Annotated in this window: 16 protein-coding genes; 13 read left to right on the forward strand and 3 right to left on the reverse strand. The window is 48.6% G+C overall.

The features are described from left to right. The first annotated feature begins 47 nt into the window (after positions 1–47). From BACCOPRO_RS09545 to BACCOPRO_RS09605, 13 genes are all read left to right on the forward strand, one after another. Entirely contained in the window at positions 48–3,194 is a 3,147-nt protein-coding gene (locus BACCOPRO_RS09545; protein WP_008143105.1) for a SusC/RagA family TonB-linked outer membrane protein, read from the forward strand. Positions 3,195–3,218: 24 nt separating this feature from the next. Further along, positions 3,219–4,703 carry a SusD/RagB family nutrient-binding outer membrane lipoprotein gene (locus tag BACCOPRO_RS09550; RefSeq protein WP_008143106.1) on the forward strand — a complete coding sequence of 495 codons (1,485 nt, stop codon included), beginning with the start codon at positions 3,219–3,221 and terminating at the stop codon, positions 4,701–4,703. Between the two features lie 20 nt (positions 4,704–4,723). Then, the gene (locus tag BACCOPRO_RS09555) at positions 4,724–5,782 is read left to right on the forward strand and encodes an alkaline phosphatase family protein (protein ID WP_040311349.1); all 1,059 of its coding nucleotides are present in this window, start codon (positions 4,724–4,726) and stop codon (positions 5,780–5,782) included. Positions 5,783–5,799: 17 nt separating this feature from the next. Then, complete coding sequence (locus BACCOPRO_RS09560; protein WP_008143110.1) at positions 5,800–6,792, forward strand: metallophosphoesterase family protein; 993 nt, start codon at positions 5,800–5,802, stop codon at positions 6,790–6,792. 139 nt (positions 6,793–6,931) lie between these two features. Then, positions 6,932–8,974: a methionine--tRNA ligase gene (gene metG / locus BACCOPRO_RS09565; protein WP_008143112.1), complete on the forward strand. Its 2,043-nt coding sequence runs from the start codon at positions 6,932–6,934 to the stop codon at positions 8,972–8,974. Positions 8,975–9,079: 105 nt separating this feature from the next. After that, positions 9,080–10,534 carry an O-glycosylation flippase gene (gene wzx, locus BACCOPRO_RS09570; RefSeq protein WP_008143114.1) on the forward strand — a complete coding sequence of 485 codons (1,455 nt, stop codon included), beginning with the start codon at positions 9,080–9,082 and terminating at the stop codon, positions 10,532–10,534. Beyond that, entirely contained in the window at positions 10,531–11,493 is a 963-nt protein-coding gene (locus BACCOPRO_RS09575) for a glycosyltransferase (protein WP_008143115.1), read from the forward strand. Before wzx ends, BACCOPRO_RS09575 begins: the two co-directional genes overlap by 4 nt. 113 nt (positions 11,494–11,606) lie before the next feature. Beyond that, entirely contained in the window at positions 11,607–12,977 is a 1,371-nt protein-coding gene (locus tag BACCOPRO_RS09580; protein ID WP_040311405.1) for a bifunctional cytidylyltransferase/SDR family oxidoreductase, read from the forward strand. After that, entirely contained in the window at positions 12,974–13,795 is an 822-nt protein-coding gene (locus BACCOPRO_RS09585) for a LicD family protein (RefSeq protein ID WP_008143119.1), read from the forward strand. The genes BACCOPRO_RS09580 and BACCOPRO_RS09585 overlap by 4 nt, the downstream gene beginning before the upstream one ends. A gap of 13 nt (positions 13,796–13,808) precedes the next feature. Then, positions 13,809–14,825, forward strand: a complete 1,017-nt coding sequence (locus tag BACCOPRO_RS09590) for a hypothetical protein (protein ID WP_008143121.1) — start codon at positions 13,809–13,811, stop codon at positions 14,823–14,825. Between the two features lie 9 nt (positions 14,826–14,834). After that, positions 14,835–15,671, forward strand: a complete 837-nt coding sequence (locus BACCOPRO_RS09595; protein WP_008143122.1) for a glycosyltransferase family 2 protein — start codon at positions 14,835–14,837, stop codon at positions 15,669–15,671. A gap of 43 nt (positions 15,672–15,714) precedes the next feature. After that, positions 15,715–16,977 carry a glycosyltransferase family 4 protein gene (locus tag BACCOPRO_RS09600; RefSeq protein ID WP_008143123.1) on the forward strand — a complete coding sequence of 421 codons (1,263 nt, stop codon included), beginning with the start codon at positions 15,715–15,717 and terminating at the stop codon, positions 16,975–16,977. Further along, complete coding sequence (locus BACCOPRO_RS09605) at positions 16,970–17,716, forward strand: glycosyltransferase family 2 protein (RefSeq protein ID WP_008143124.1); 747 nt, start codon at positions 16,970–16,972, stop codon at positions 17,714–17,716. The genes BACCOPRO_RS09600 and BACCOPRO_RS09605 overlap by 8 nt, the downstream gene beginning before the upstream one ends. A gap of 4 nt (positions 17,717–17,720) precedes the next feature. Here the strand turns inward: BACCOPRO_RS09605 and BACCOPRO_RS09610 are convergent, their stop codons facing one another. The 3 genes from BACCOPRO_RS09610 to BACCOPRO_RS09620 all read right to left on the reverse strand — a co-directional run bounded on the left by BACCOPRO_RS09610 (position 17,721) and on the right by BACCOPRO_RS09620 (position 22,207). Next, positions 17,721–18,545 (reverse strand): AraC family transcriptional regulator, encoded by an 825-nt coding sequence (locus BACCOPRO_RS09610; RefSeq protein ID WP_008143125.1) that lies wholly within the window; start codon positions 18,543–18,545, stop codon positions 17,721–17,723. 352 nt (positions 18,546–18,897) lie between these two features. After that, positions 18,898–19,863, reverse strand: a complete 966-nt coding sequence (locus BACCOPRO_RS09615) for a DUF5106 domain-containing protein (RefSeq protein WP_008143127.1) — start codon at positions 19,861–19,863, stop codon at positions 18,898–18,900. A gap of 19 nt (positions 19,864–19,882) precedes the next feature. Next, a complete protein-coding gene (locus tag BACCOPRO_RS09620) occupies positions 19,883–22,207 on the reverse strand; it encodes a FimE-like fimbrial tip protein (RefSeq protein WP_008143128.1) in 2,325 nt (774 codons plus the stop codon). Positions 22,208–22,221: the final 14 nt, after the last annotated feature.

Below are 22,221 nucleotides of genomic sequence, written 5' to 3' on the forward strand. Positions count from 1 at the left end.
TTCTGCTTCTTACATCCGACTCACATATTCAGATTTATAACCAAAGTATGAAAGCAACATTAGGTATTGTTTTTCTGTGCCTGCTGTCGTCTCTGAACGCATGGGCACAGAATATTAAGGTAACAGGTGTCGTAACCGACAAGGAAGGAACCCTGATCGGAGCTACGGTAACCGTAAAAGGTAATTCAGGAACAGGAACCGTAACCGATCTGGACGGACGCTATGAAATTAATGTCCCGGCAGACGGAACCCTGGTATATTCGTATATCGGATATAATACGGTGGAAAAGCCCGTTAAAGGGCAGAAAGTCATCAATGTACAGATGACAGACGAAATTCAGGCTATCGACGAAGTTGTGGTCACAGCCATCGGTATCAAACAGCAGAAAAAGAAAATCGGTTATACCACCCAGCAAGTCAATACCGAAGCACTCGACCAGCCGGGTACAGTAAACGTAGGTAACGCTTTGTCCGGACAAGTGGCCGGTCTGACCGTGAACAACCCGACCGGTATTTTCCAGGCACCGACCTTTACCCTGCGCGGAAAAACTCCGCTGATGGTGATCGACGGTGTTCCCGTAGAATCAGATTTGTTTGATGTTTCTCCGGAAAACATCCAGAGCATCAACGTGCTGAAAGGTACGGCTGCTGCCGCCCTGTACGGTTCCAGAGGTAAGGACGGAGCCATTCTGATCACCACCAAACTGGCAGACAAGGAAGGACTGACCGTAAAGGCAGGACTTTCCAGCATGGTAACAGCCGGATTTACCGTATTCCCGGAAACACAAACAGAATTCGGTTCCGGTTCTAACGGACAGTACGCATTCTGGGATGGTGCCGACGGCGGTATCTCCGACGGTGACATGACCTGGGGCCCCCGTTTCGAGGGACAAAAGATCGCACAATGGAACAGTCCCATCCGCAACAAGGAAACCGGAGAGGTGATTCCCTGGTGGGGAGATGTCAGCGGCACAATTTATGATGACCAGTCCAAATATGAGCGTGTTCCTATCACCTGGGAAGCGCATGACAACCTGAAAGACTTCCTTCAGACCGGAATCATCACCAAGGCTACTTTCTCGGTTGCCAGCAAGAGCAAAAAGGCCAACTACAACTTCAACGGTGACTTTTCTCATCAGAAAGGTCAGGTACCCAATACAGCAGTATACACCGGAGGCCTGAACTTCAACAGCATGTACAACTTGAGTGATGCCGTCACTCTGTCAGCCAACCTTTCTTATAATAAAGTCTATTCACCCAACTATCCGCGCTACGGATATGGACCGAAAAACCACATGTACACCATTCTGCTGTGGATGGGTAACGATGTCAACGGAAAAGAACTGGCCGCCCACCACTGGCGTCCGGACGCAGAAGGCGAACGGCAGGCCAACTACAACTATGCCTGGTATAACAACCCGTATTTCGCCACTTACGAACTGACTCAGGTACACGACCGTAATGTAACCAACGGTCAGGTAAAACTGAACTGGGACATCATGCCGGGACTGAGCATACAGGGTCGTGCAGCAGGACGTCTGGAAGATACCTTCGAAGACATGAAATCACCGAAATCCTACATGAACTACGGTGACTCCCGCAACGGTGACTACAAGACCTGGAACACAGACCAGCTGGATATCAATACCGACGTACTGGTAACCTATACCCGTGCCTTCAACAAAAACTTCGCGCTGACCGTTAATGCCGGTTCTTCACTCTACTACCGTCAGATTCGCAGCGAATATCAGGCAACCGACGGACTGATCGTACCGGGTGTATACAACATGGGTAACAGTCTGAATCCTGTTTCAGCAACCAACTCCATGAACGAAAAAGCGATCGAGAGTGTATACGGTTCTGTCAATCTGGATCTGTTCGATGGTGTCTATCTGACTCTGACCGGACGTAACGACTGGTCGTCAACCATCATCAAAGGAAACAATTCCTACTTCTATCCTTCTGTTTCACTGAGTGCGATGCTTGACCAGTATATCAGTCTTCCATCCTGGATGGACTATCTGAAAATAAACGGTGCATGGGCACAGGTATCCAGCGACCTTGATCCGTATTCTTTGTATGCAACCTACTCCAAGGGCATTCTTTACGGAAGTACTCCTTCGGTTACTTACCAGTCAGACCTGCTGAATGCCAATATCCTGCCACAAAAAACGACCTCGTACGAAATCGGTCTTTCAACCTCTTTCCTGCGTAACCGTCTCGGCCTGGATGTTACTTACTATCACATGATCGACAAGAACAGTATCATTCAGCTTCCGATCTCCGTCGCATCAGGTTTCAACAACCGCTATGTCAACGGAAATACCTATACGACCAACGGAGCAGAATTAATTATCACAGCAACTCCGATCCAGAGCAAGAAATTTACCTGGAACCTGTCCACCAACTGGAGTACCAACATCCGCAAGCTGACTGAAATCTACGGAGGTCAGGAGAAATACGGCGATCTGAAGCTCGGTGACCGGGCAGATGCCATGTACGCTACCGAATGGGAAAAGACTCCCGACGGCCAGCTGATCCTCGACAGCAACGGTATGCCTACCCAGAGTGCTTTCAAAAGCTACATCGGCAATCAGGATCCGGATGTCCGCTTCGGTTTGCAGAACACTTTCAAGTTCGATCATTTTACAGTCAACGTGGACATGGACGGAGCTATCGGAGGTACATTGATCTCAACTACAACCCAGAAAATGTGGTGGGGCGGAAAACATCCGAAATCAACCATGTACCGTCAGGAAGAATATGAAAACGGAGGAAAGCCCATCTATGTTCCGGAAGGTGTCAATATCGTAAGCGGTGAAGTAACCTACGATGTCAACGGAAATATCATCAGCGATACCCGTGTATACAAGAAAAACGAAACAGCAGTCAACATTCAGACCTGGGCACAAAACTACCCGTACCGTGCTGTCGTACGTACCAGCGAAAGCGAGCTGTTCGCCAATACATTCAGCCGCTCTTTCCTGAAACTGAGACGTGTGGCCGTATCTTATGATTTCAGCCATCTGATCCACTCCAACTCCATCAAAGGACTGGAAGTGACTCTCTACGGAAACAACCTGGCCGTACTGAAGAAAACTCCTTATCTGGATCCTGACTTCGGTACTTCCGACAGCGATCTTCAGGACCCGTCTGCACGATACATCGGTGTAAGCGCCAACATTACTTTCTAACAACCAACTGCTAAATTCACGAACATGAAAAGAAAATCTATCACTTATATTGCCTCCTTATTGCTGGCATCCAGCCTCTGCGCTTCATGCATCGACCTGGAGGAGCTGAACGTAGATCCCAACAATCCGACGACGACCCAGCCGTCACTGCTGCTGACAGGTATTGCCTATACAGCCTTTAATAAGACCAGTTCTGATGCCTGCCACGCTACCAAGCAGCTGATCCTGACTTCCGGAGAAAGTGCCTATCAGGTGTACAAGTGGACACGAGGAGACTTCGACTATTACAATAATCTGCGCGATGTCACCAAAATGATGGAAGTATCCGAAAACGGAAGTGCCTATCAGGCTCTGGCACATTTCTTCCGTGCCAACTACTTCTACCAGCTGACCATGGACTTCGGGGCTATTCCTTACAGTGATGCACTGAAAGGAGAAACCGATGCAGTCTACCAGCCTCAATATGACAGTCAGGAGAAAGTACTGGAAGGTATTCTCAACGAACTGGCAGAAGCGGACAACCTGCTGAAAGACAACAATGAGATCATCAGTGGCGACATTATCTACAACGGTAACCTCCTGCAATGGAGAAAACTGATCAATGCCTATCGCCTGCGCATCCTGATGTCCTTGTCAAACAAAACTCAGGTAGGCAGCATCAATATTCCTGCAACTTTTGCAGAGATTGTCAGCAACTGCCCGCTGATGGAAAGTGCAGCCGACAACGGACAGCTGGTATACCTGGATCAGGCCAGCAACCGCTATCCCTATTTCAACGACAGTGACTTCGGTTCCGGACGTTTCATGGACTCTACTTACGTGGCAGCCTTCGTTACACGCAAAGACCCCCGTCTGTTCGCCATTGCAACCCAGACTCCCAAAGCAGAACAGGAAGGCAAGGCAATCGATGACTTTACAGCATACGATGGAGGTGATCCCGCCGTGCCTTACAGTCTGGTCAACGACAAAGCCACAGCCGGCCTCTGCTCCAAGCCGACCGAACGTTACTATAAAAATGCAACCAACGAACCGATGATCCTGATGGGGTATACCGAACAACAGCTGATCCTGGCCGAAGGAGTTGTCAGAGGATGGATCAACGGCGATGACAAGACATATTACGAATCGGCAGTTAAGGCATCTTTCGAATTCTACCGCACATACGCTACCGATGTAGCTGCTTATCTGAGCGAAGACGCTGCCGAAACTTATCTACAAGGAAGTGAAGTGGTTTATGATTCCACACTTTCCACTGAACAGAAGATCGAACGGATCGCCATGCAGAAATACCTGCCGACCTTCCTGCAGGGAGGTGTCTGGTTGCCCTATTATGAAGCACTCCGGACCGGATATCCTGATTTCCGCAGAGCTTCCGGTGTACAACTGCCTTACCGGTGGATGTATCCGCAAAGTGAATACAACAACAATGCTGCAAACGTACAGGCAGCTTTGGACAGCCAATTCGGAGGAGGAGACAAAACTACAGACAAACCCTGGTGGTTACAGTAATAATCCTTAAACAAGAAATAATGAAAAAGACTCTGATTTTATTAGCGGCACTGTTATTCTCTACCATGTACACTTCTGCCCGGCGTGTGGTATTCGTCACTGTTGACGGATACCGCTGGCAAGAGTTATTCAGTGGTGCAGATTCTCTGCTGATCGGGAATAATGAACAACTCAAGGCAAATTATTGGAAAACAACAGCCGAAGAACGCAGAAGCCTGCTGATGCCTTTTACCTGGTCAGAAATCGCCCGTAACGGACTGATGATCGGTAACCGCTGGAAAGGTTGCCGCATGCAGGTGAAAAACAAAATGCAGTTTTCTTATCCGGGATACAACGAACTCCTTTGCGGACATCCAGACGATGAACAGATCAATACCAACAATCCGGTATGGAATCCAAATGTTTCCATCCTGGAAATTGCCAACAACACAGACCGTTATAAAGGGAAAGTTCTTATATTTACAAGTTGGGACCGGTTCATTCACATTTTGAATGAACAACGAAGCCACCTGGAAATAAACACAGGATACCGGCATTCTCTTTCTCCCAATCCGACAGAAAGAGAACGTCTGGTTGAAAAGATGCAGGATGCAGCTCCCAGATTCTGGGAACATGAACGTGCAGATGTGTTTACTCATGAATATGCCATCGAAGCCATGAAAAGCCGGAAACCGGAATTGATTTACATCGGTTACGGAGATATTGACGAACTGGCTCACATGGGTGATTACCGCCTGTATCTGGAAGGTGCACGCACCTTTGATAACTTCCTGAAAGAGATATGGGAGTATATCCAGTCTGATCCCTTTTACAAAGACCAGACCACTCTCATTATTACTTGTGACCACGGACGCGGATGCGGAAAAGTAAAAGCTGATGACTGGCGTGATCATGGAACGGATACAACCGGATCAGGTGAAACCTGGTTCATGGCTATAGGAAAAGACATACCCGCCCTGGGAGAGATATCCGGTGACAGACAGTATTACAACAATCAGGTTGCAGCAACTATTGCCGATTTCCTGCAAATCCCTTTTGCGCCCAAACACCCACAGGCTGGAAAGAAAATGGAATTCTAATACAAAAACAAGAACCGATGAAAAAGATAATCATGGCTGCCACACTTCTCTGCATGGGAATATTTGGCATGCAAGCACAGACGCTGAAATTCAACAGCAATAAAAAATTTAAGATCGTCCAGTTTACAGATATACACTGGGTACCCGGGAATCCGGCTTCGGAAGAAGCTGCCAAACGCATGAACGAAGTGCTGGACGCAGAAAAACCGGACCTGGTCATTTATACCGGCGACCTGATCTTTGCCAAACCCGCAGCAGAAGGACTGGACAAAGCACTTGAACCTGCGATATCCCGCCACATCCCGTTTGCTGTTACCTGGGGCAACCATGATGACGAACAGGACATGAACCGCAAGGAATTGTCGGACTACATAGAGAAAAAAGCCGGCTGCCTGAACACACGGACTGAAGGCATCTCCGGAGTCACCAATTTCATCCTGCCCGTCAATGCATCTGCCGGAAACAACGAAGCTGCCGTTCTGTATATATTCGACAGCAACGCCTATTCACCGCTGAAACAAATCAAAGGCTATGACTGGATCAAGGCAGACCAGGTAGAATGGTACCGCAAGGAAAGTGCGGCATTCACTGCCCGCAACAATGGCAAACCGTTGCCGGCACTGGCCTTCTTCCACATTCCTTTCCCGGAATACAATCAGGCAGCCCAAAATGAGAATGCACTGCTGATCGGAACGCGCAAGGAAAAAGCCTGTGCTCCGGCCATCAATACCGGTCTGTATGCTGCCATGCTGAATGCCGGAGACGTGATGGGTACTTTCGTCGGACACGATCATGTCAATGACTATGTAGTCAACTGGAACAACATCCTGCTATGCTACGGACGGTTCACCGGAGGCAAGACAGTTTATCACGACATTCCGGGAGGCAACGGCGCCCGTGTCATTGAACTGACCGAAGGAGAAAGAAGTTTCAAGACCTGGATCCGTCTGAAAGACGGTCAGGTAACCAACCTTGTTACTTATCCGGAAGATTTTGTAAAAGCAGAATAAACACACACTTCTTTTTTATCCGGAACAGGGACACGGAACGTTTTCCGTGTCCCTGTTGTTTTTATGAATTGAATGAACAAAAAAATCACTATCTTTGCAGAGGTGAAAGATAGTGACTCAAAACAATAACGATACATATATGGAAAAAAAATTCAAACGAACAACCGTCACATCGGCTCTGCCGTATGCCAACGGACCGGTACACATCGGCCATCTGGCAGGAGTCTATGTCCCGGCTGACATCTACGTACGCTACCTGCGTCTGAAAAAAGAAGATGTGATCTTTATCGGAGGTTCTGATGAACACGGAGTGCCCATCACCATCCGTGCCAAAAAAGAAGGCATTACTCCACAAGACGTAGTAGACCGTTACCATACCCTGATCAGAGACTCATTCAAGGAATTCGGTATCTCTTTTGACGTATACGGACGAACCAGCTCAAAAATCCATCATGACACAGCTTCCGATTTCTTCCGTAAACTGTACGACAAAGGCGAATTCATTGAAAAGACCTCAGAACAATATTACGACGAAGAAGCTCATACCTTCCTGGCTGACCGTTATATCACCGGAGAATGCCCCCGCTGCCACGCAGAAGGTGCATACGGTGACCAGTGCGAAAAATGCGGAAGCACTCTGTCTCCTACCGAACTGATCAATCCCAAAAGTGCCATCAGCGGAAGCAAACCGGTTATGAAGGAAACCAAACACTGGTATCTGCCGCTTGACAAACACGAAGGCTGGCTCCGCCAGTGGATTCTGGAAGAACACAAGGAATGGCGTCCGAATGTATACGGACAGTGCAAGAGCTGGCTGGATATGGGTCTGCAGCCCCGCGCCGTGAGCCGTGACCTTGACTGGGGTATTCCTGTCCCGGTAGAAGGTGCTGACGGAAAAGTTCTGTATGTATGGTTCGATGCTCCGATCGGCTATATCTCAAATACCAAGGAACTCCTGCCCGACTCCTGGGAAAAATGGTGGAAAGATCCCGAAACACGCCTGATCCACTTCATCGGAAAAGACAACATCGTATTCCATTGCATTGTATTCCCCGCCATGCTGAAAGCAGAAGGAAGTTACATCCTGCCGGACAATGTGCCGAGCAACGAATTCCTGAATCTGGAAGGTGACAAGATTTCTACTTCACGCAACTGGGCTGTATGGTTGCATGAATACCTGCAGGATTTCCCCGGCAAACAGGACGTACTGCGTTACGTACTGACTGCCAACGCTCCGGAAACCAAAGACAACGACTTTACATGGAAAGATTTCCAGGCACGCAACAACAATGAACTGGTAGCCGTTTACGGTAACTTTGTGAACCGTGCCCTGGTACTGACCCACAAATATTTTGACGGCAAAGTGCCTGCCTGCGGTGAACTGACAGACTACGACAAGGAAACACTGAAAGAATTTGCAGATGTAAAGGCTGAGGTGGAAAAACTTCTGGACGTATTCAAGTTCCGCGATGCACAGAAAGAAGCCATGAACCTGGCACGTATCGGAAACAAATACCTTGCTGACACCGAACCGTGGAAACTGGCCAAGACAGACATGGGACGCGTAGCAACCATCCTGAACATCGCACTTCAGCTGGTAGCCAACCTGGCCATCGCCTTCGAACCCTTCCTGCCGTTCAGCAGCGAAAAACTCCGCAAAATGCTGAACATGCAATCTTTCGAATGGGAACAGCTGGGACGTACAGACCTGCTGGAAGCCGGACATGAGCTGAACAAGGCAGAACTGCTGTTCGAAAAGATCGAGGACGATACCATCCAGGCTCAGGTGGACAAGCTGCTGGCTACCAAGAAAGCCAATGAGGAAGCCAATTACAAGGCTAATCCCATCAAGCCGGTCATTCCTTTTGAAGACTTTGAGAAACTGGATATCCGTGTAGGAACCGTACTGGAATGTGAAGTCGTTCCCAAGATGAAGAAACTGCTGAAGTTCAAGATTGCCGACGGCCTGGAAAACCGTACCATTGTAAGCGGTATTGCCCAGCATTATCGTCCGGAAGAACTGATCGGCAAACAGGTGCTGTTCATTGCCAACCTGGCACCCCGCCAGTTCAAGAACGGCCTGGTCAGCGAAGGCATGATCCTGAGCGCCGAAAACTTCGACGGATCACTGGCTGTAACTTCCGTTCTGAAAGAAGTCAAACCGGGAAGCGAAGTCAAATAAACTCCTTCTCCGGAATTTAACCATACTTTACTCCTTACAGATGGACGCAAGTATTTCCGTATCCGGGACTTGCTCCATCTGTAAGCTGTTTTTAGATCCAAACGAATGCCCGAACACTCACTCAAAGAAAAAACGGCCAAAGGACTGCTCTGGGGAGGTATCAACAACGGAGCCATGCAGGTGCTGAATCTGATTTTCGGCATCATCACCGCACGCATCCTGAACGACAGCGACTACGGAATGGTAGGCATGCTGAGTATTTTCTCACTCATTGCGGGCTCTCTGCAGGAAAGCGGTTTCACAGCCGCCCTCGCCAACAAGCAGGAAGCACGCCATGAAGACTACAACGCCGTCTTCTGGTTCTGCAGCGGACTAAGCCTGTGCCTTTATCTGATTCTGGCAGGCTGCGCTCCCCTGATTGCCGACTTCTATCACAACGAAGCACTGATACCACTGGCCCGCTATTCTTTTCTGGGATTCTTCATTGCCAGTCTCGGCATTCCCCACAGTGCATACCTGTTCCGCAACCTGATGGTCAAACAGAAAGCCCTCTCGTGCATCATCGCTCTGATTGTTTCAGGCTGCGTGGGAGTTACCATGGCCTTGCTGGGCTATTCATACTGGGGGATCGCTACCCAAAGTATCGTCTACGTCAGTGTGATCAATCTCTGCTACCTGCATTTTTCCCCCTGGAGACCGACTCTCCCCGTCAGCTTCAAGCCCCTCCGGAGCATGGTGGGTTTCAGCAGCAAGCTGCTTCTGACCAACATTTTCAACCATATCAACAACAATCTGTTTTCCATCATCCTGGGACGGTATTATTCCGAACGGGAAGTAGGACAGTTCAATCAGGCCAACAAATGGAATCTCATGGGACACTCTCTCATCACGGGTATGGTCAGCAGCGTAGCCCTGCCCGTCCTGCGTGAAGTTTCCGACGACAGCGAACGGCAGTGCCACGTATTCCGCAAGATGCTCCGTTTCACAGCATTCATTTCTTTCCCGACCATGCTGGGCCTCTCGCTGGTCGCCCCGGAAATGATTACCCTGACTATCGGCAGCAAATGGTTACCCAGTGCCCGCATCCTGCAGATGCTGGCTGTCGGCGGTGCATTTATTCCCGTCACAAACCTATATACCAACCTGCTCATCAGCAAAGGAAAATCGAACATTTATCTGTGGAATACAGTCGTGCAGGGAACAACCCAGCTCATCGTCATGTATCTGCTTTATCCCTACGGCATCCGGCAGATGATCCTCGTATATGTCTGCATCAATACAGCCTGGCTGCTGATATGGCACTGGCTGGTATGGCGTGAGATCCGTCTCAGTTTCCTGGCCGCAGCCAGGGATGTTCTGTCATTCGGTCTTATAGCAGGTTTTGTTATGGCAGTGACCGGGCTCGCAACTTCTTTTATCACCAGCCTCTGGCTGCTGTTCCCGGTCAAAATCATACTGGCGGCTTCCCTTTACGGACTGATCATGTGGGTGAGCGGTTCCGTAACTTTCAAGGAAAGCCTGAATTATCTCCTCAAACGCAAAAAAACATCCGCTTCATGAAAACCGTATCCATCGTCATGTGTACCTATAACGGAGAACAGTTTCTCCGTGAGCAGCTGGACTCTATTCTGGCACAGACCTATCCCATCCATGAACTGATCATTCAAGACGACTGCTCCACTGACCATACAGCCGACATCGTCCGCGAATATGCCCGGCAATATCCCTTCATCCGCTTTTATGCCAATATTTCCAACCTGGGATTCAACCGCAATTTTCAGGATGCCTTATCCAAGGCGGAAGGAGATTATATCGCCATTGCCGACCAGGATGATATCTGGTATGAAGAAAAAATCGCCGCACAGATGGAAGCCATCGGCGACAACGACCTGTGCGTTTCCGCCTATCACACCGGTACAGTTTACCGCTCCGACCGGAACATAAAGGTTACACATCCTTCCTGTCAGCTGGAGTATCTGCTGTTTTATGACAGTACACCGGGACACAGCATGCTGATCCGCAAAGATTTTATCCGGAAAATCTTCCAGGAATGGGACGGACACATCCTGTATGACTGGTGGATTGCCGTCAATGCACATCTGAACCACGGACTGACCTGCGTAGACCAGCCGCTCAACTGGCACCGTCCGCACGAAGGATCGGCCATTCATCAGCTCAACCGGAAATACGGAGCACACATCCGGCAGAATCCTACCTGGGAACCCTACATCTATGGCTTCAGGGATTACCGCCGGCAACAACGGCTGGAAACCTGGCAGTTCTTTTACGGATATATCTGCCGGAAAACAGCCGGACAGCCCCGCCTGGCCCTGAGTCACCGCCTGAGCCGACTTCTGACCCGAAAAGACCCGGTCAGCCTGTTCCGGCTCTGCCTGACCTGCATGCTGCATAAACAGACCATTTACTACAATCCCCGGCAGAAAGGCCTGATCAGCTGGGTACGCGCCTTCTTCTATCCCATGATCCGTGCCTACGGCAACACCTACTTCCGGCTATAATCCCAGGCTTTCCGGCAGAAGCCCGGCGGTTTCCACATTCCTGCTCCCAAAGTGCATGTCCTTTCGTTTCTTTGTATTATCTTTGTAAACTAGAAAACTACATGTACGGAAAGATGAAAAAAAACATAGCAGTCATATTAGCCGGAGGAGTAGGAAGCCGTCTGGGACTCTCCACACCGAAACAATTCTTCAAAGTAGCCGGCAAGATGGTGGTCGAACATACCGTGGAAGCCTTTGAGCGCAACAGCCACATTGACGAAATCGCCATCGTTTCCAACCCTTTCTACATTGCTGAATTTGAGAACATGACCATCCGCAACGGCTGGAAAAAAGTCAAGAAGATTCTGCAGGGAGGAAAGGAACGCTATCATTCCAGTCTGTCAGCCATCGAATCGTATGCCGGAACGGAATGCAATCTGATCTTCCACGACGCCGTACGCCCTCTGGTCAGCCAGCGTATCATCAACGATGTGGTGACGGCACTGGATACCTATCAGGCCATCGACGTAGCCCTTCCGTCGGCCGATACCATTATTGAAGTAGAAGGGGACTTCATCTGCCAGATCCCGGACCGTTCCCGGCTGAGACGCGGCCAGACCCCGCAGGCATTCGATCTGGAAACAATCCGGAAAGCTTACGAAATCGCATTGAAAGACCCGAACTTCAAGGTGACGGACGACTGCGGTGTTGTCCGGAAATACTTGCCTGAAGTTCCCATTTATGTGGTACTGGGTGAAGAAAGCAATATGAAACTGACCTACAAGGAAGACACTTACCTGCTCGACAAATTCTTCCAGCTGCGCAAAAGTGAACTGAATCACGAAGACGGCAGCAGAGAAAACTTCCAGGGAAAAGTAGCTGTCCTTTTCGGAGGAAGCTACGGAATCGGAGCAGAAACCGCCGATCTGCTGGAACAGAAAGGAGCCAAGGTTTACCGCTTCTCACGCAGCCTCAACCGGGTGGATGTAGGAAACCGTCAGGAAGTGGCCGAAGCCCTGCGCAGCGTCTTTGAACTGGAAAAACGGATTGACTTCGTAGTCAATACAGCAGGCATTCTCAACAAAGAACCGCTGATCACGACTGACTACGAAACCATTACCCGGGCCGTACAGACCAATTACATGGGAACCGTGAATGTGGCTTTGGAAGCCTTCCCTTACCTGAAAGAAAGCAAGGGCAAGCTGATCTTCTTCACCTCCAGTTCCTATACACGGGGAAGAGCTTTCTACAGCATTTATTCTTCTACCAAAGCAGCCATTGTCAACTTCGTACAGGCCATCGCACAGGAATGGGACAGTTTCGGCATCCGCATCAACTGTATCAACCCCGAACGCACCAAAACACCGATGCGCGTACATAATTTCGGAATTGAGCCGGAAAATACCCTGCTTTCAGCCCGGCAAGTGGCCGAAGCAACCCTGCTGACCCTGGCATCCGACTATACCGGACAAGTCATTGACGTCAAACGAGACCACACGTTATGAGAAATTCCTATTTCGACCGCTACCTGAAGCAGAACCTGAGAACCTGCCAGCTGAAGCAACTCTCCATTCTGGAAGAGACAGACCGCATCTGCCGCAAGCACAACATTCCTTACTGGCTTGACGGAGGCAGCCTGCTGGGAGCCATGCGCCACGGAGGATTCATCCCCTGGGACGATGACATTGACATTGCCATGCGCAAGGAAGATCTGAAACGCTTCATCGCCGTAGCCCCTTCGGAACTGCGGCCGGGACTCTTCATGCAGACTCCGGAAAGCGATCCCGAACATACAGATCCCATCTATAAGATCCGCGATCTGAATTCACTGTATCTGGAAAGCGGAGACAACCTTCAGGCAAATTATCAGAAAGGGCTGTATATCGATATCTTTCCGTTCATCGATTATCCCAGTCTGCCGAAAAAATGGGTAAAGAAACTGAGCAAAGGTATCTCTACCAGCTACTCCATTCTGCATAAAGCGCATTATTATTCCCTGCGCTCTTTCGTCGAGTTCTTCTGGTTCGGTGCGAAATATCATCTGTTCCGCGCAATATGGTGCATACTTTCGGCCATTTATCCCAAAGACACCTACCTGTCGAATGTCCTGATCAACAACGGATACGGCATCATGCACCGCAAAGACTCCGTGTTCCCGCTCGGAGAAATCGAATTTGAAGGCAAGCACTTCAGTGCTCCCTGCAATCCGGATGCCTATCTGAAGGATCTGTACAGAAACTACATGGATGTCCCGCCGGAAAACAAGCGGAAGATTCATGCCATTTACCTCCATCCGGAACTGATCCGGGAACAACAACCCTAAACATACAGCCGTTATGAAATCAGCACTTGTAGATGTAGCCGTTCTTATTCTGTTCTTCAACCGCCCCAGACAGCTGGCGCAGGTGTTCGAACAAGTCAAAAAGGCACGCCCGTCGCGTCTTTTCCTCTATCAGGACGGCCCGCGCGGAGAGAAAGACCTGCCAGGCATTGAAGCCTGCCGGCAGGTAGTAGCCGACATTGACTGGGAATGCGAAGTTCACCAGCTCTACCAGAAAAAGAACTACGGCTGCGATCCTTCGGAATATATTTCCCAAAAATGGGCTTTCTCGCACGCAGACAAATGCATTGTGCTGGAAGACGACGATGTCCCGTCAGTCAGTTTCTTCCGCTTCTGCAAAGAAATGCTGGACCGTTACGAGAACGATACCCGCATCAGCATGATTGCCGGATTCAACAACGAAGAAATTACCCCCGATGTTCCCTATGACTACTTCTTCGCCACAACCTTCTCCATCTGGGGATGGGCCAGCTGGAAACGGGTTGTCGACCAGTGGGACGAACATTACACCTTCCTCGACGACACGTTCAACATGCAGCAACTGAAGAACCTCATCCGGGAACGGAAATACCGGAACGATTTCATCTACATGTGCCAGCGTCACCGGGAACACGGGAAAGCCTACTACGAAACCATTTTCCATGCTTCCATCCTGTTCAACTCCGGACTGAGCATCGTTCCGACACGCAACCTGATCAATAATCTGGGAGCAACCGCAGACTCCGTACATTTCGGAGGCTCGCTCCGCACCCTGCCCCGCGGCTACCGGCGCATCTTCACCATGAAACGCTATGAGCTGGAATTCCCGCTCAAGCATCCGCGTTATGTCATCGAACATACGGCCTATAAGGAAAGCGTGTACCGCATCATGGGATGGAGACACCCGTGGATCAAGATCGGCCGCTCGTTTGAAGAACTCTTCCTCAACCTGCGCTACGGCAACTTCCGCATCATCGGACAAGCCATCGTAAACCGGGTCAACAAATGGCTCGGGAGAAACAAATGTCATTAATCCCTGCTTATGAAACTGCTACTCGAAAAAATAAAACTCAGCTTCCAGAAACGTTCAGGCGTAACTCAGAACAAGAAAAGCTATGCTCAATGGGCCGCCAAAGGCTATCACGCAGAAACCGAAGTGAGTGTCATCATCCAATCACATAACAAGAGCTTACAGATTTGCCACATACTTCCCAAACTACGGCAGTATCCCGGTCTGGAAATCATTGTCATTGACGACGGTTCCGACCTGGAACACACCCAAAGACTCGCCGCTGCCCTGACAGGAGCCAATGAGTTTCTGATCCGAAGCAACGATCTTTACGAGAACATCACGTACGACAAATCCATCCGTTTCGCCAACGGACGCTACATTGCCCTGCTGCAGGATGATGACGATTTCGACGGAACAGCCTGGATTGAACGCGCAGTCAATCTTTTCCGCCAACACCCCCGAATGGTCATTCTGGGAGGCAAAAACGGACTTGACATCGCATTCGAAGATGCCGACCGCTATGCACACGGAGGCCCTTCGATGCAGCAAGGGGACTTCAGTTTCGTAACCTCTGTCAACCGGGCTCCGATGTGGATTCACAAGGAACTGTTTCGCCAGCACCTTCACCACATCGATTTCAGTTTTGCCCCCTTCCAGTTTGACGACTATGAACTCTGTGCCCGAGCCTGGCTCAACGGTCTGCAAGTGGGATGGTACGATGCCGGTTTCCGTTCACTGAGCGTGGGAGGCATGCGCTTATGGAATAACAGTTTCACAACAGAGCAGAGCCAGAAGAACGGCCGGAAACTCTACGAACTCTACCGTAACAAGATCGAGGAAATCCACCGGCGAATTGCAGAATGTTGAAAAAAAGACCTAACTTTGCAGACATCAAACAGAGATTCCGAACATGAGAGTACTTATCATCAATACAGCAGAACGAATCGGCGGGGCGGCCATTGCGGCCAGCCGACTGATGGACGCATTGAGAAACAACGGTATCAAGGCTAAAATGCTGGTCCGCAACAAGCAAACCGAACGCGTCACTGTCGTTTCGCTCAAGAAATCATGGTGGAGAATCTGGCAGTTCCTCTGGGAACGCCTCGTGATCCTGACAGCCAACCGCTTCAGCAAACACAATCTCTTTGCCGTTGACATTGCCAATACCGGGACGGATATCACTTCCCTTCCCGAATTCCGGCAGGCTGACGTGATTCATCTGCACTGGATCAACCAGGGTATGCTCTCACTGACAGATATACGCAAGATTCTGGAATCAGGCAAACCTGTCGTATGGACGCTGCATGACATGTGGCCCTTTACCGGCATCTGTCACTATGCAGGCAACTGCGACAAATACAAAACCCAGTGCCAGCAATGCGAGCAATTGCTTCACCCGCACCGGAAAGACCTGTCCGCACGCGTATTCCATAAGAAACAGAAACTCTTCGCACACTCACATATTACGTTTGTGGCTTGCAGCCGGTGGCTGGAAGCGATGGCACGCGAAAGTTCCCTGCTCACGGGACACACCATTACCAATATTCCTAATGCCATCAACACCAATCTGTTCCGTCCGCGCCCCAAGACAACTGCCCGTGAACGCCTTCATCTGCCTGCCGACAAGAAACTGCTGCTGTTCGGCTCCATGAAGATCACTGACGAACGGAAAGGAATCGCCTACCTCATCGAAGCCTGTCAGCTGCTGGCACAGAAAGAACCCGAATTCAGCCGCCAGCTGGGAGTCGTCGTGCTGGGAAGCCGTTCCGAACAATGTGCATCCCTGTTCCCCTTCCCTATCTACAACATGAATTATGTGAGCAACGAAAAGGAACTGGTGGACATTTACAACGCAGTCGACCTTTACGTGACTCCTTCCCTGCAGGACAACCTGCCGAACACCATTGTGGAAGCCATGGCCTGCGGTATTCCCTGCGTAGGATTCAATGTGGGCGGTATTCCGCAGATGATCGACCACCTGCACAACGGCTATGTCGCCCGATACAAATCGGCTGAAGATCTGGCCAACGGCATCCGCTGGGCCCTCACAGAAGGAGACTACGAAACCCTCAGTGCCGAAGCCAACCGGAAGGCCCTGAATACCTATTCTGAAACAACCGTAGCCCAACAATACATCAAGATTTATAATCAGATAACCGGAAGCAATGCATAACCACGTTCATCCCAAGTTTTCCATCATCACCGTGACGTACAACGCCGGTGCCGTGCTGGAAGACACCATCCAGAGTGTCATTACCCAGACCTACCGGAATGTGGAATACATCATTGTAGACGGAGGTTCCAAAGACCACACTCTGGACATCATCAACCGTTACCGCGAGCACATCCATACCCTGGTCAGCGAACCGGACAAAGGCCTGTATGATGCCATGAACAAGGGAATCCGCCTGGCTACGGGCGACTATCTCTGTTTTCTCAATGCCGGCGATGAACTTCACGAAGACGATACCCTGCAACTGATGGTACACTCCATCACCGGAACCGAGCTTCCCGATGTACTCTACGGCGAAACGGCCATTGTAGACGAAGAAGGACATTTCCTCCGCATGCGCCGCCTATCCGCTCCCGAAAACCTGAACTGGAAAAGCTTCAAGGACGGAATGCTCGTGTGCCACCAGGCCTTTTTCCCCCGCCGGGAACTGGCCGAACCCTACGATCTGCGCTACCGGTTCTCTGCCGATTTCGACTGGTGCATCCGCATCATGAAAAAAAGCCATACGCTTCACAATACCCATCTCACCCTGATCGACTACCTGAACGAAGGCATGACCACCCGCAACCACCGCGCTTCCCTTCACGAACGGTTCCGCATCATGTGCCGTCACTACGGCTATCTGTCCACCCTTGCGCGCCATGCGTGGTTTGCCCTGCGCCTGTTGCTCAAGAAGTGACCCATCACACGGTTTCGTCTTCCTGACAGCTCCGCAGGTAATTCTTGGGCGACTGTCCCGTCACCTGCCGGAACACACGGTTGAAATGATTCGAATTATTAAAGCCTACGGCATAGGCTATCTCCTGCATCGTCCTACCACCATCCGTCATCAGTTCAATGGCCCGCATAATCCGCAGGCGGTTCACATAGCTGCTGAAATGGATGTTCGACTCCTGAAACAGACGGCTGAGATTACGCGTCGACAAGTTATACCGCAATGCAACCTCGTCCATCCGCAGTTCCTCCTGCACATGATCCGTAAGATATCTCAGGATAGGATAAAGCCTGGAATCGTCCGGAATCACCAGCGACTTGAGCAGCAACTCCTTTCCCGGAGACATCTGCGGAAGCAGATTGAAAAAGCCCAGTGCAAAATGATATAAGTCCGGCTGTTCCTGCTTCTCAATCATCTTCCCCTTCGAAGCAATAAACTTCAGGTTCTCCCCGATCAGCCGGTTGGCCGTATAGATGGCAAACTCCCCCTTCGGGTCATCCTTTCCTTCCGGTCTCAGACTGACATAAAAAATTACCATCGAAACCTGACGGCTGTTGCTCGACAGCTTATGCTCCGCCCCCTGAGGAATCCACGCAATATGCTTTTCCGGAACAAAATAACTCTCCGAACCGATCTCCACATGCAACGTTCCTGCCAGCGTATAAATAATCTGACATTTTCCGTGTACATGTCCCGGCAAGTTCACTTCCTTCCAGCCGGTCTTCTTGATGAGAATCACCTCCTCAGCCGACTGATTGATTATTCCGATATACTCTCGCTGTTCCGCATTCATCCTCGTTCAGACTCTTTTCCAATCCTATCTTATGTTCTTAAATCCCTACAAATTTATAACCTTATTCTGAGAAATCAAAGTTCCCTCTTTCATCTCCGCCCAAAGGCTTCCGGCCATTGAAAAAACGTGCCCGGCTTTTCAAAAAAGACTTCGGGCTTTGCAGTCAGACGCCGAAACGTTTTGATGAAAAGCCCGAAACATTTTTTGCAAGAAAAAAACCACACTGCAGGAAGCAGTGTGGTTCTCAACCAAAAAATGTTTATTGTAAAAAAATAAGCACCCCTCCGCTACGCTAAGCGAAGGGCAGGAATTCGCTTCACAGCGAATATTTCTTCATAAAACTTGAACTCTCTCACTTCACGGCAAGGCCCAGCACTTCACGGATCTGACCCAGCGGTGCATCCTTCAGCAACACCCGCTTCTGTCCGTCCAGCAGATAAAGCGACGGCATCGCTTTCAGGTCATACAGAGCCTCTTCCTTCACCTTCTGACGGTCGGTTCCGATGATCCATCCTTCCGGCATATCAGCCAGTCCCTTTCGCCAGGCTTCCTGATTGCCTTCAGTATATACGGCCAGCACTGTTACGCGTCCCGCCTTCACAGCTTTGGCCAGTGATGCATCAGCCGTCATCTCGCGAAGTACCTCGTGGCACGACTCGCATTCTGGATCATAGAACACCAGCAGCAGGCGATTCCCCCTGGCGGAGGTCGCTGCCAGCGATTTCTTCTGTCCGTCCGGCAGGTAATAGGTAAAGTCTGTTGCCTTATCCCCCACCTTGTTACGCTGTAGCAGCCTCAGCTTGAAATCAAACGACGATCTCCGGGCATCTTCTTCAGGCAACACCTCCAGCATCGTCTCCAAATACACTCCATACAACCCCTCGTTGTAGAATGGTGAATTGGGATTGTACAGATAATCGTCGGCCAGCTGCATCATCACCTGTCGTGCCTGCGCTTCCGGCATGAACCGCGAACACCAGTTCTTCAGGCTTTCCCGAATCACCTTCTCAGGCGTCGCCCCGTCGGCCAGCAGGGAAATCTGGTTGACAAAGCCCTGTTCCGTCACCTCCCGGTTGTTGACCAGCGCCGTGTCTGCAAAACTGAACCGATCCCAGTAATGCTCCAGCAAGTAAGCTTTCCGCTCCTCCGGCTGCGTGAGCATGGCGGGGATTTCGGGGAAAGGGAAGCTTGCTTCCGTTCGAGAACTTTCTATCGAATCAGATAAGGTACTTACAACCTCTACTTTCTTGCGTTCACTACAACTTTCACAAGCTAATAATAATCCAATAATTCCTAGCAGAAATATAAACTTATTCATAAATCCGATAATATCAATATTATTTCTGCATCAAAGAAACTGTTACTAACTTATTATCTCCTCCTCCTTTCTCAATTAACTCTCTTACACTCATCTCACCACGATAACTTGTTTTTCCATCCTGATAAAGGAAATACAACATATTTTCAAGCTGATAACCAGCAAAAGAACGCATAATAGTTTTTCCACTGGATATTGGAGTAAGGTCAGCAATAAAATTCTGATAATAAGCATCATCGTACACTTTGACTATTTTCCCATCTGGAACAACACCTGATGGTATAGTAAATTGTACATTTACCCATGGATTAGTATAACTGATCAAAGCCGGTTCATAATTCTCAGAGAACAACTCCATTGTTTCAGCAGCTATATAATCCTTAGTACGAAAGTTTATGAATTGTTGTCCACTAGCTTTCGGTGTGTATATATACCCATTTAAAGCTCCCACACTATTATACACAGGTTCTAAGTTTCCTGTTGTGGAAGTCGGCAGTTCCAAATAACGTACATAAATTGTAACTGGACTTTGGTCATTCATATTAAACTTTAAGTTTGCTGCCTGATTCTCACCAAAAGGAACAGTGATTCGGTTACTGCCATTTACAAGTATGTCATTTAAATAGATAGAACTAAATGATTTTGTATCTGCATTTACAAAGCTAACAGGATCAGTTGGTTCAAAATAAGAGCCACTCACCTGAACAGTAGTTGCACTTTGTGCTGCGTTCGTAAGGAAATGACAATACTGCGTACGATTTTGACGATAAGAGTTATAATCCACTACAAAATCATAAGTGTAATCCTTAGGATTAGTAACATTCACAGGTAAATGATTTTTGCTGCTATTAGGATATAATGTATTTGCCCCCATATCAATTGTGAGATTCAATGGGAAAGCAGCCGTTGGCAACCCCATCGGCAACTCCATAATTACCACAAATTCGGATTTCTGTACCGCTTTTACTTTTCTTTGACAGTCAATTGATACAAACTTAAAAGGCTCATGCACACGCACTGTGATATGACGAGACAGTCCACTTTCTGTAGCCACAATAATCTCCTGATTTTCCAAAACACTAGGCAGTGCAATAGGAGTCAATTTTATAAATCCAGGCTCTGATGTATCAATCTTCGAGAAAATCTTACTATTCAATTCATAGCTGACTTTTACTTTATTAGCATTTGCTGTTTGATCTACACTTCCTTCATAATACTGATAAGTAAGAACCAACTCCTCTTGCTTCACAATTAGAGTATCAATTGAACTAACCTCAAGTGTATTATGTCCATCTGTAATTTTTTTAACCTTACTTACTTGGACTGATGCCGCCAAGTTATTAGAAGCAGCTGCATTCATCGCTTCTTCAGCAGTTGCATATCCAGCAGACTTTACACCATTAATTGTAATTTTATATTCAAAATTACGAAGCAAATTATAAGTCACAGTCTGATATGTATCAGACATAAATTGCACAATATCCAGTTTATAGTAATAATTTCCCTCTGCACCGTTTCCTCCATTATAATGAGCCTTTACAATCAAAGCAGTAGGAATATCACTATTATCCTGATTACGTTCATATACATAATAAGACTCAGCTATTGTTTTCCAACTATCCTCCGGTTCTAATTCGTTAACTTGAATATCACCCATTGTAGTTGCATGGTAATCTGGATTTTTTTGTTTAAAATCCTCATATGGATTCGCATCACTTACATTAATAAAATCAGCAAAGGTTCCCTTTTGAGGATTAAATGGAGCAACTAATCCTTCCGAAGCCTTATTATATACCGTATAACTAATAACCTCAAGTCCCTCGGCTACCGAATTCAATGAGATTTTTGCAAAGTTTCGAATCAGTTCTACTGGTTTATCCAGTGTCAATCCATTTGCTGGTATGTTTTCTACTTCCACCATACCCCAATATGCATCCTGGTTGTTACCAGTAACCATGCTTCCTATTACGCTACTCTCTGTGTCAATAGAAGAATAAGTTTTATAGTCAGTATAATTTGCAACAAAATGCAATCTACATTTTCTATTTGAAACAGGAAGATCAGCTGTACACTTCCCAGCCATTGGAGTTTGTTCTGACACAGTTGCTTTCGCATTAGCTAAAAAGAATCCCTGCTCATTAAAAACCAAAATATGCAGATTCTCTATAGGCTGAGAGCCAGCTTCTCCCAAATCAGCTCTTGAAGCAACAACAGGCTCAGGCAAAGAGAAAGTGAAAAGGCTTTCTCCTTCCTGCAATGTTGCCTTACTCCCAAAATCATCCTCTTGGCATGCAGTAAACAAGGCCAAGATGAAACAAGTTAATATGAAGTATATCTTTTTCATAACTCTATTATTTC

This window comes from Phocaeicola coprophilus DSM 18228 = JCM 13818, assembly GCF_000157915.1.
In the GTDB taxonomy this organism is placed as follows: domain Bacteria; phylum Bacteroidota; class Bacteroidia; order Bacteroidales; family Bacteroidaceae; genus Phocaeicola; species Phocaeicola coprophilus.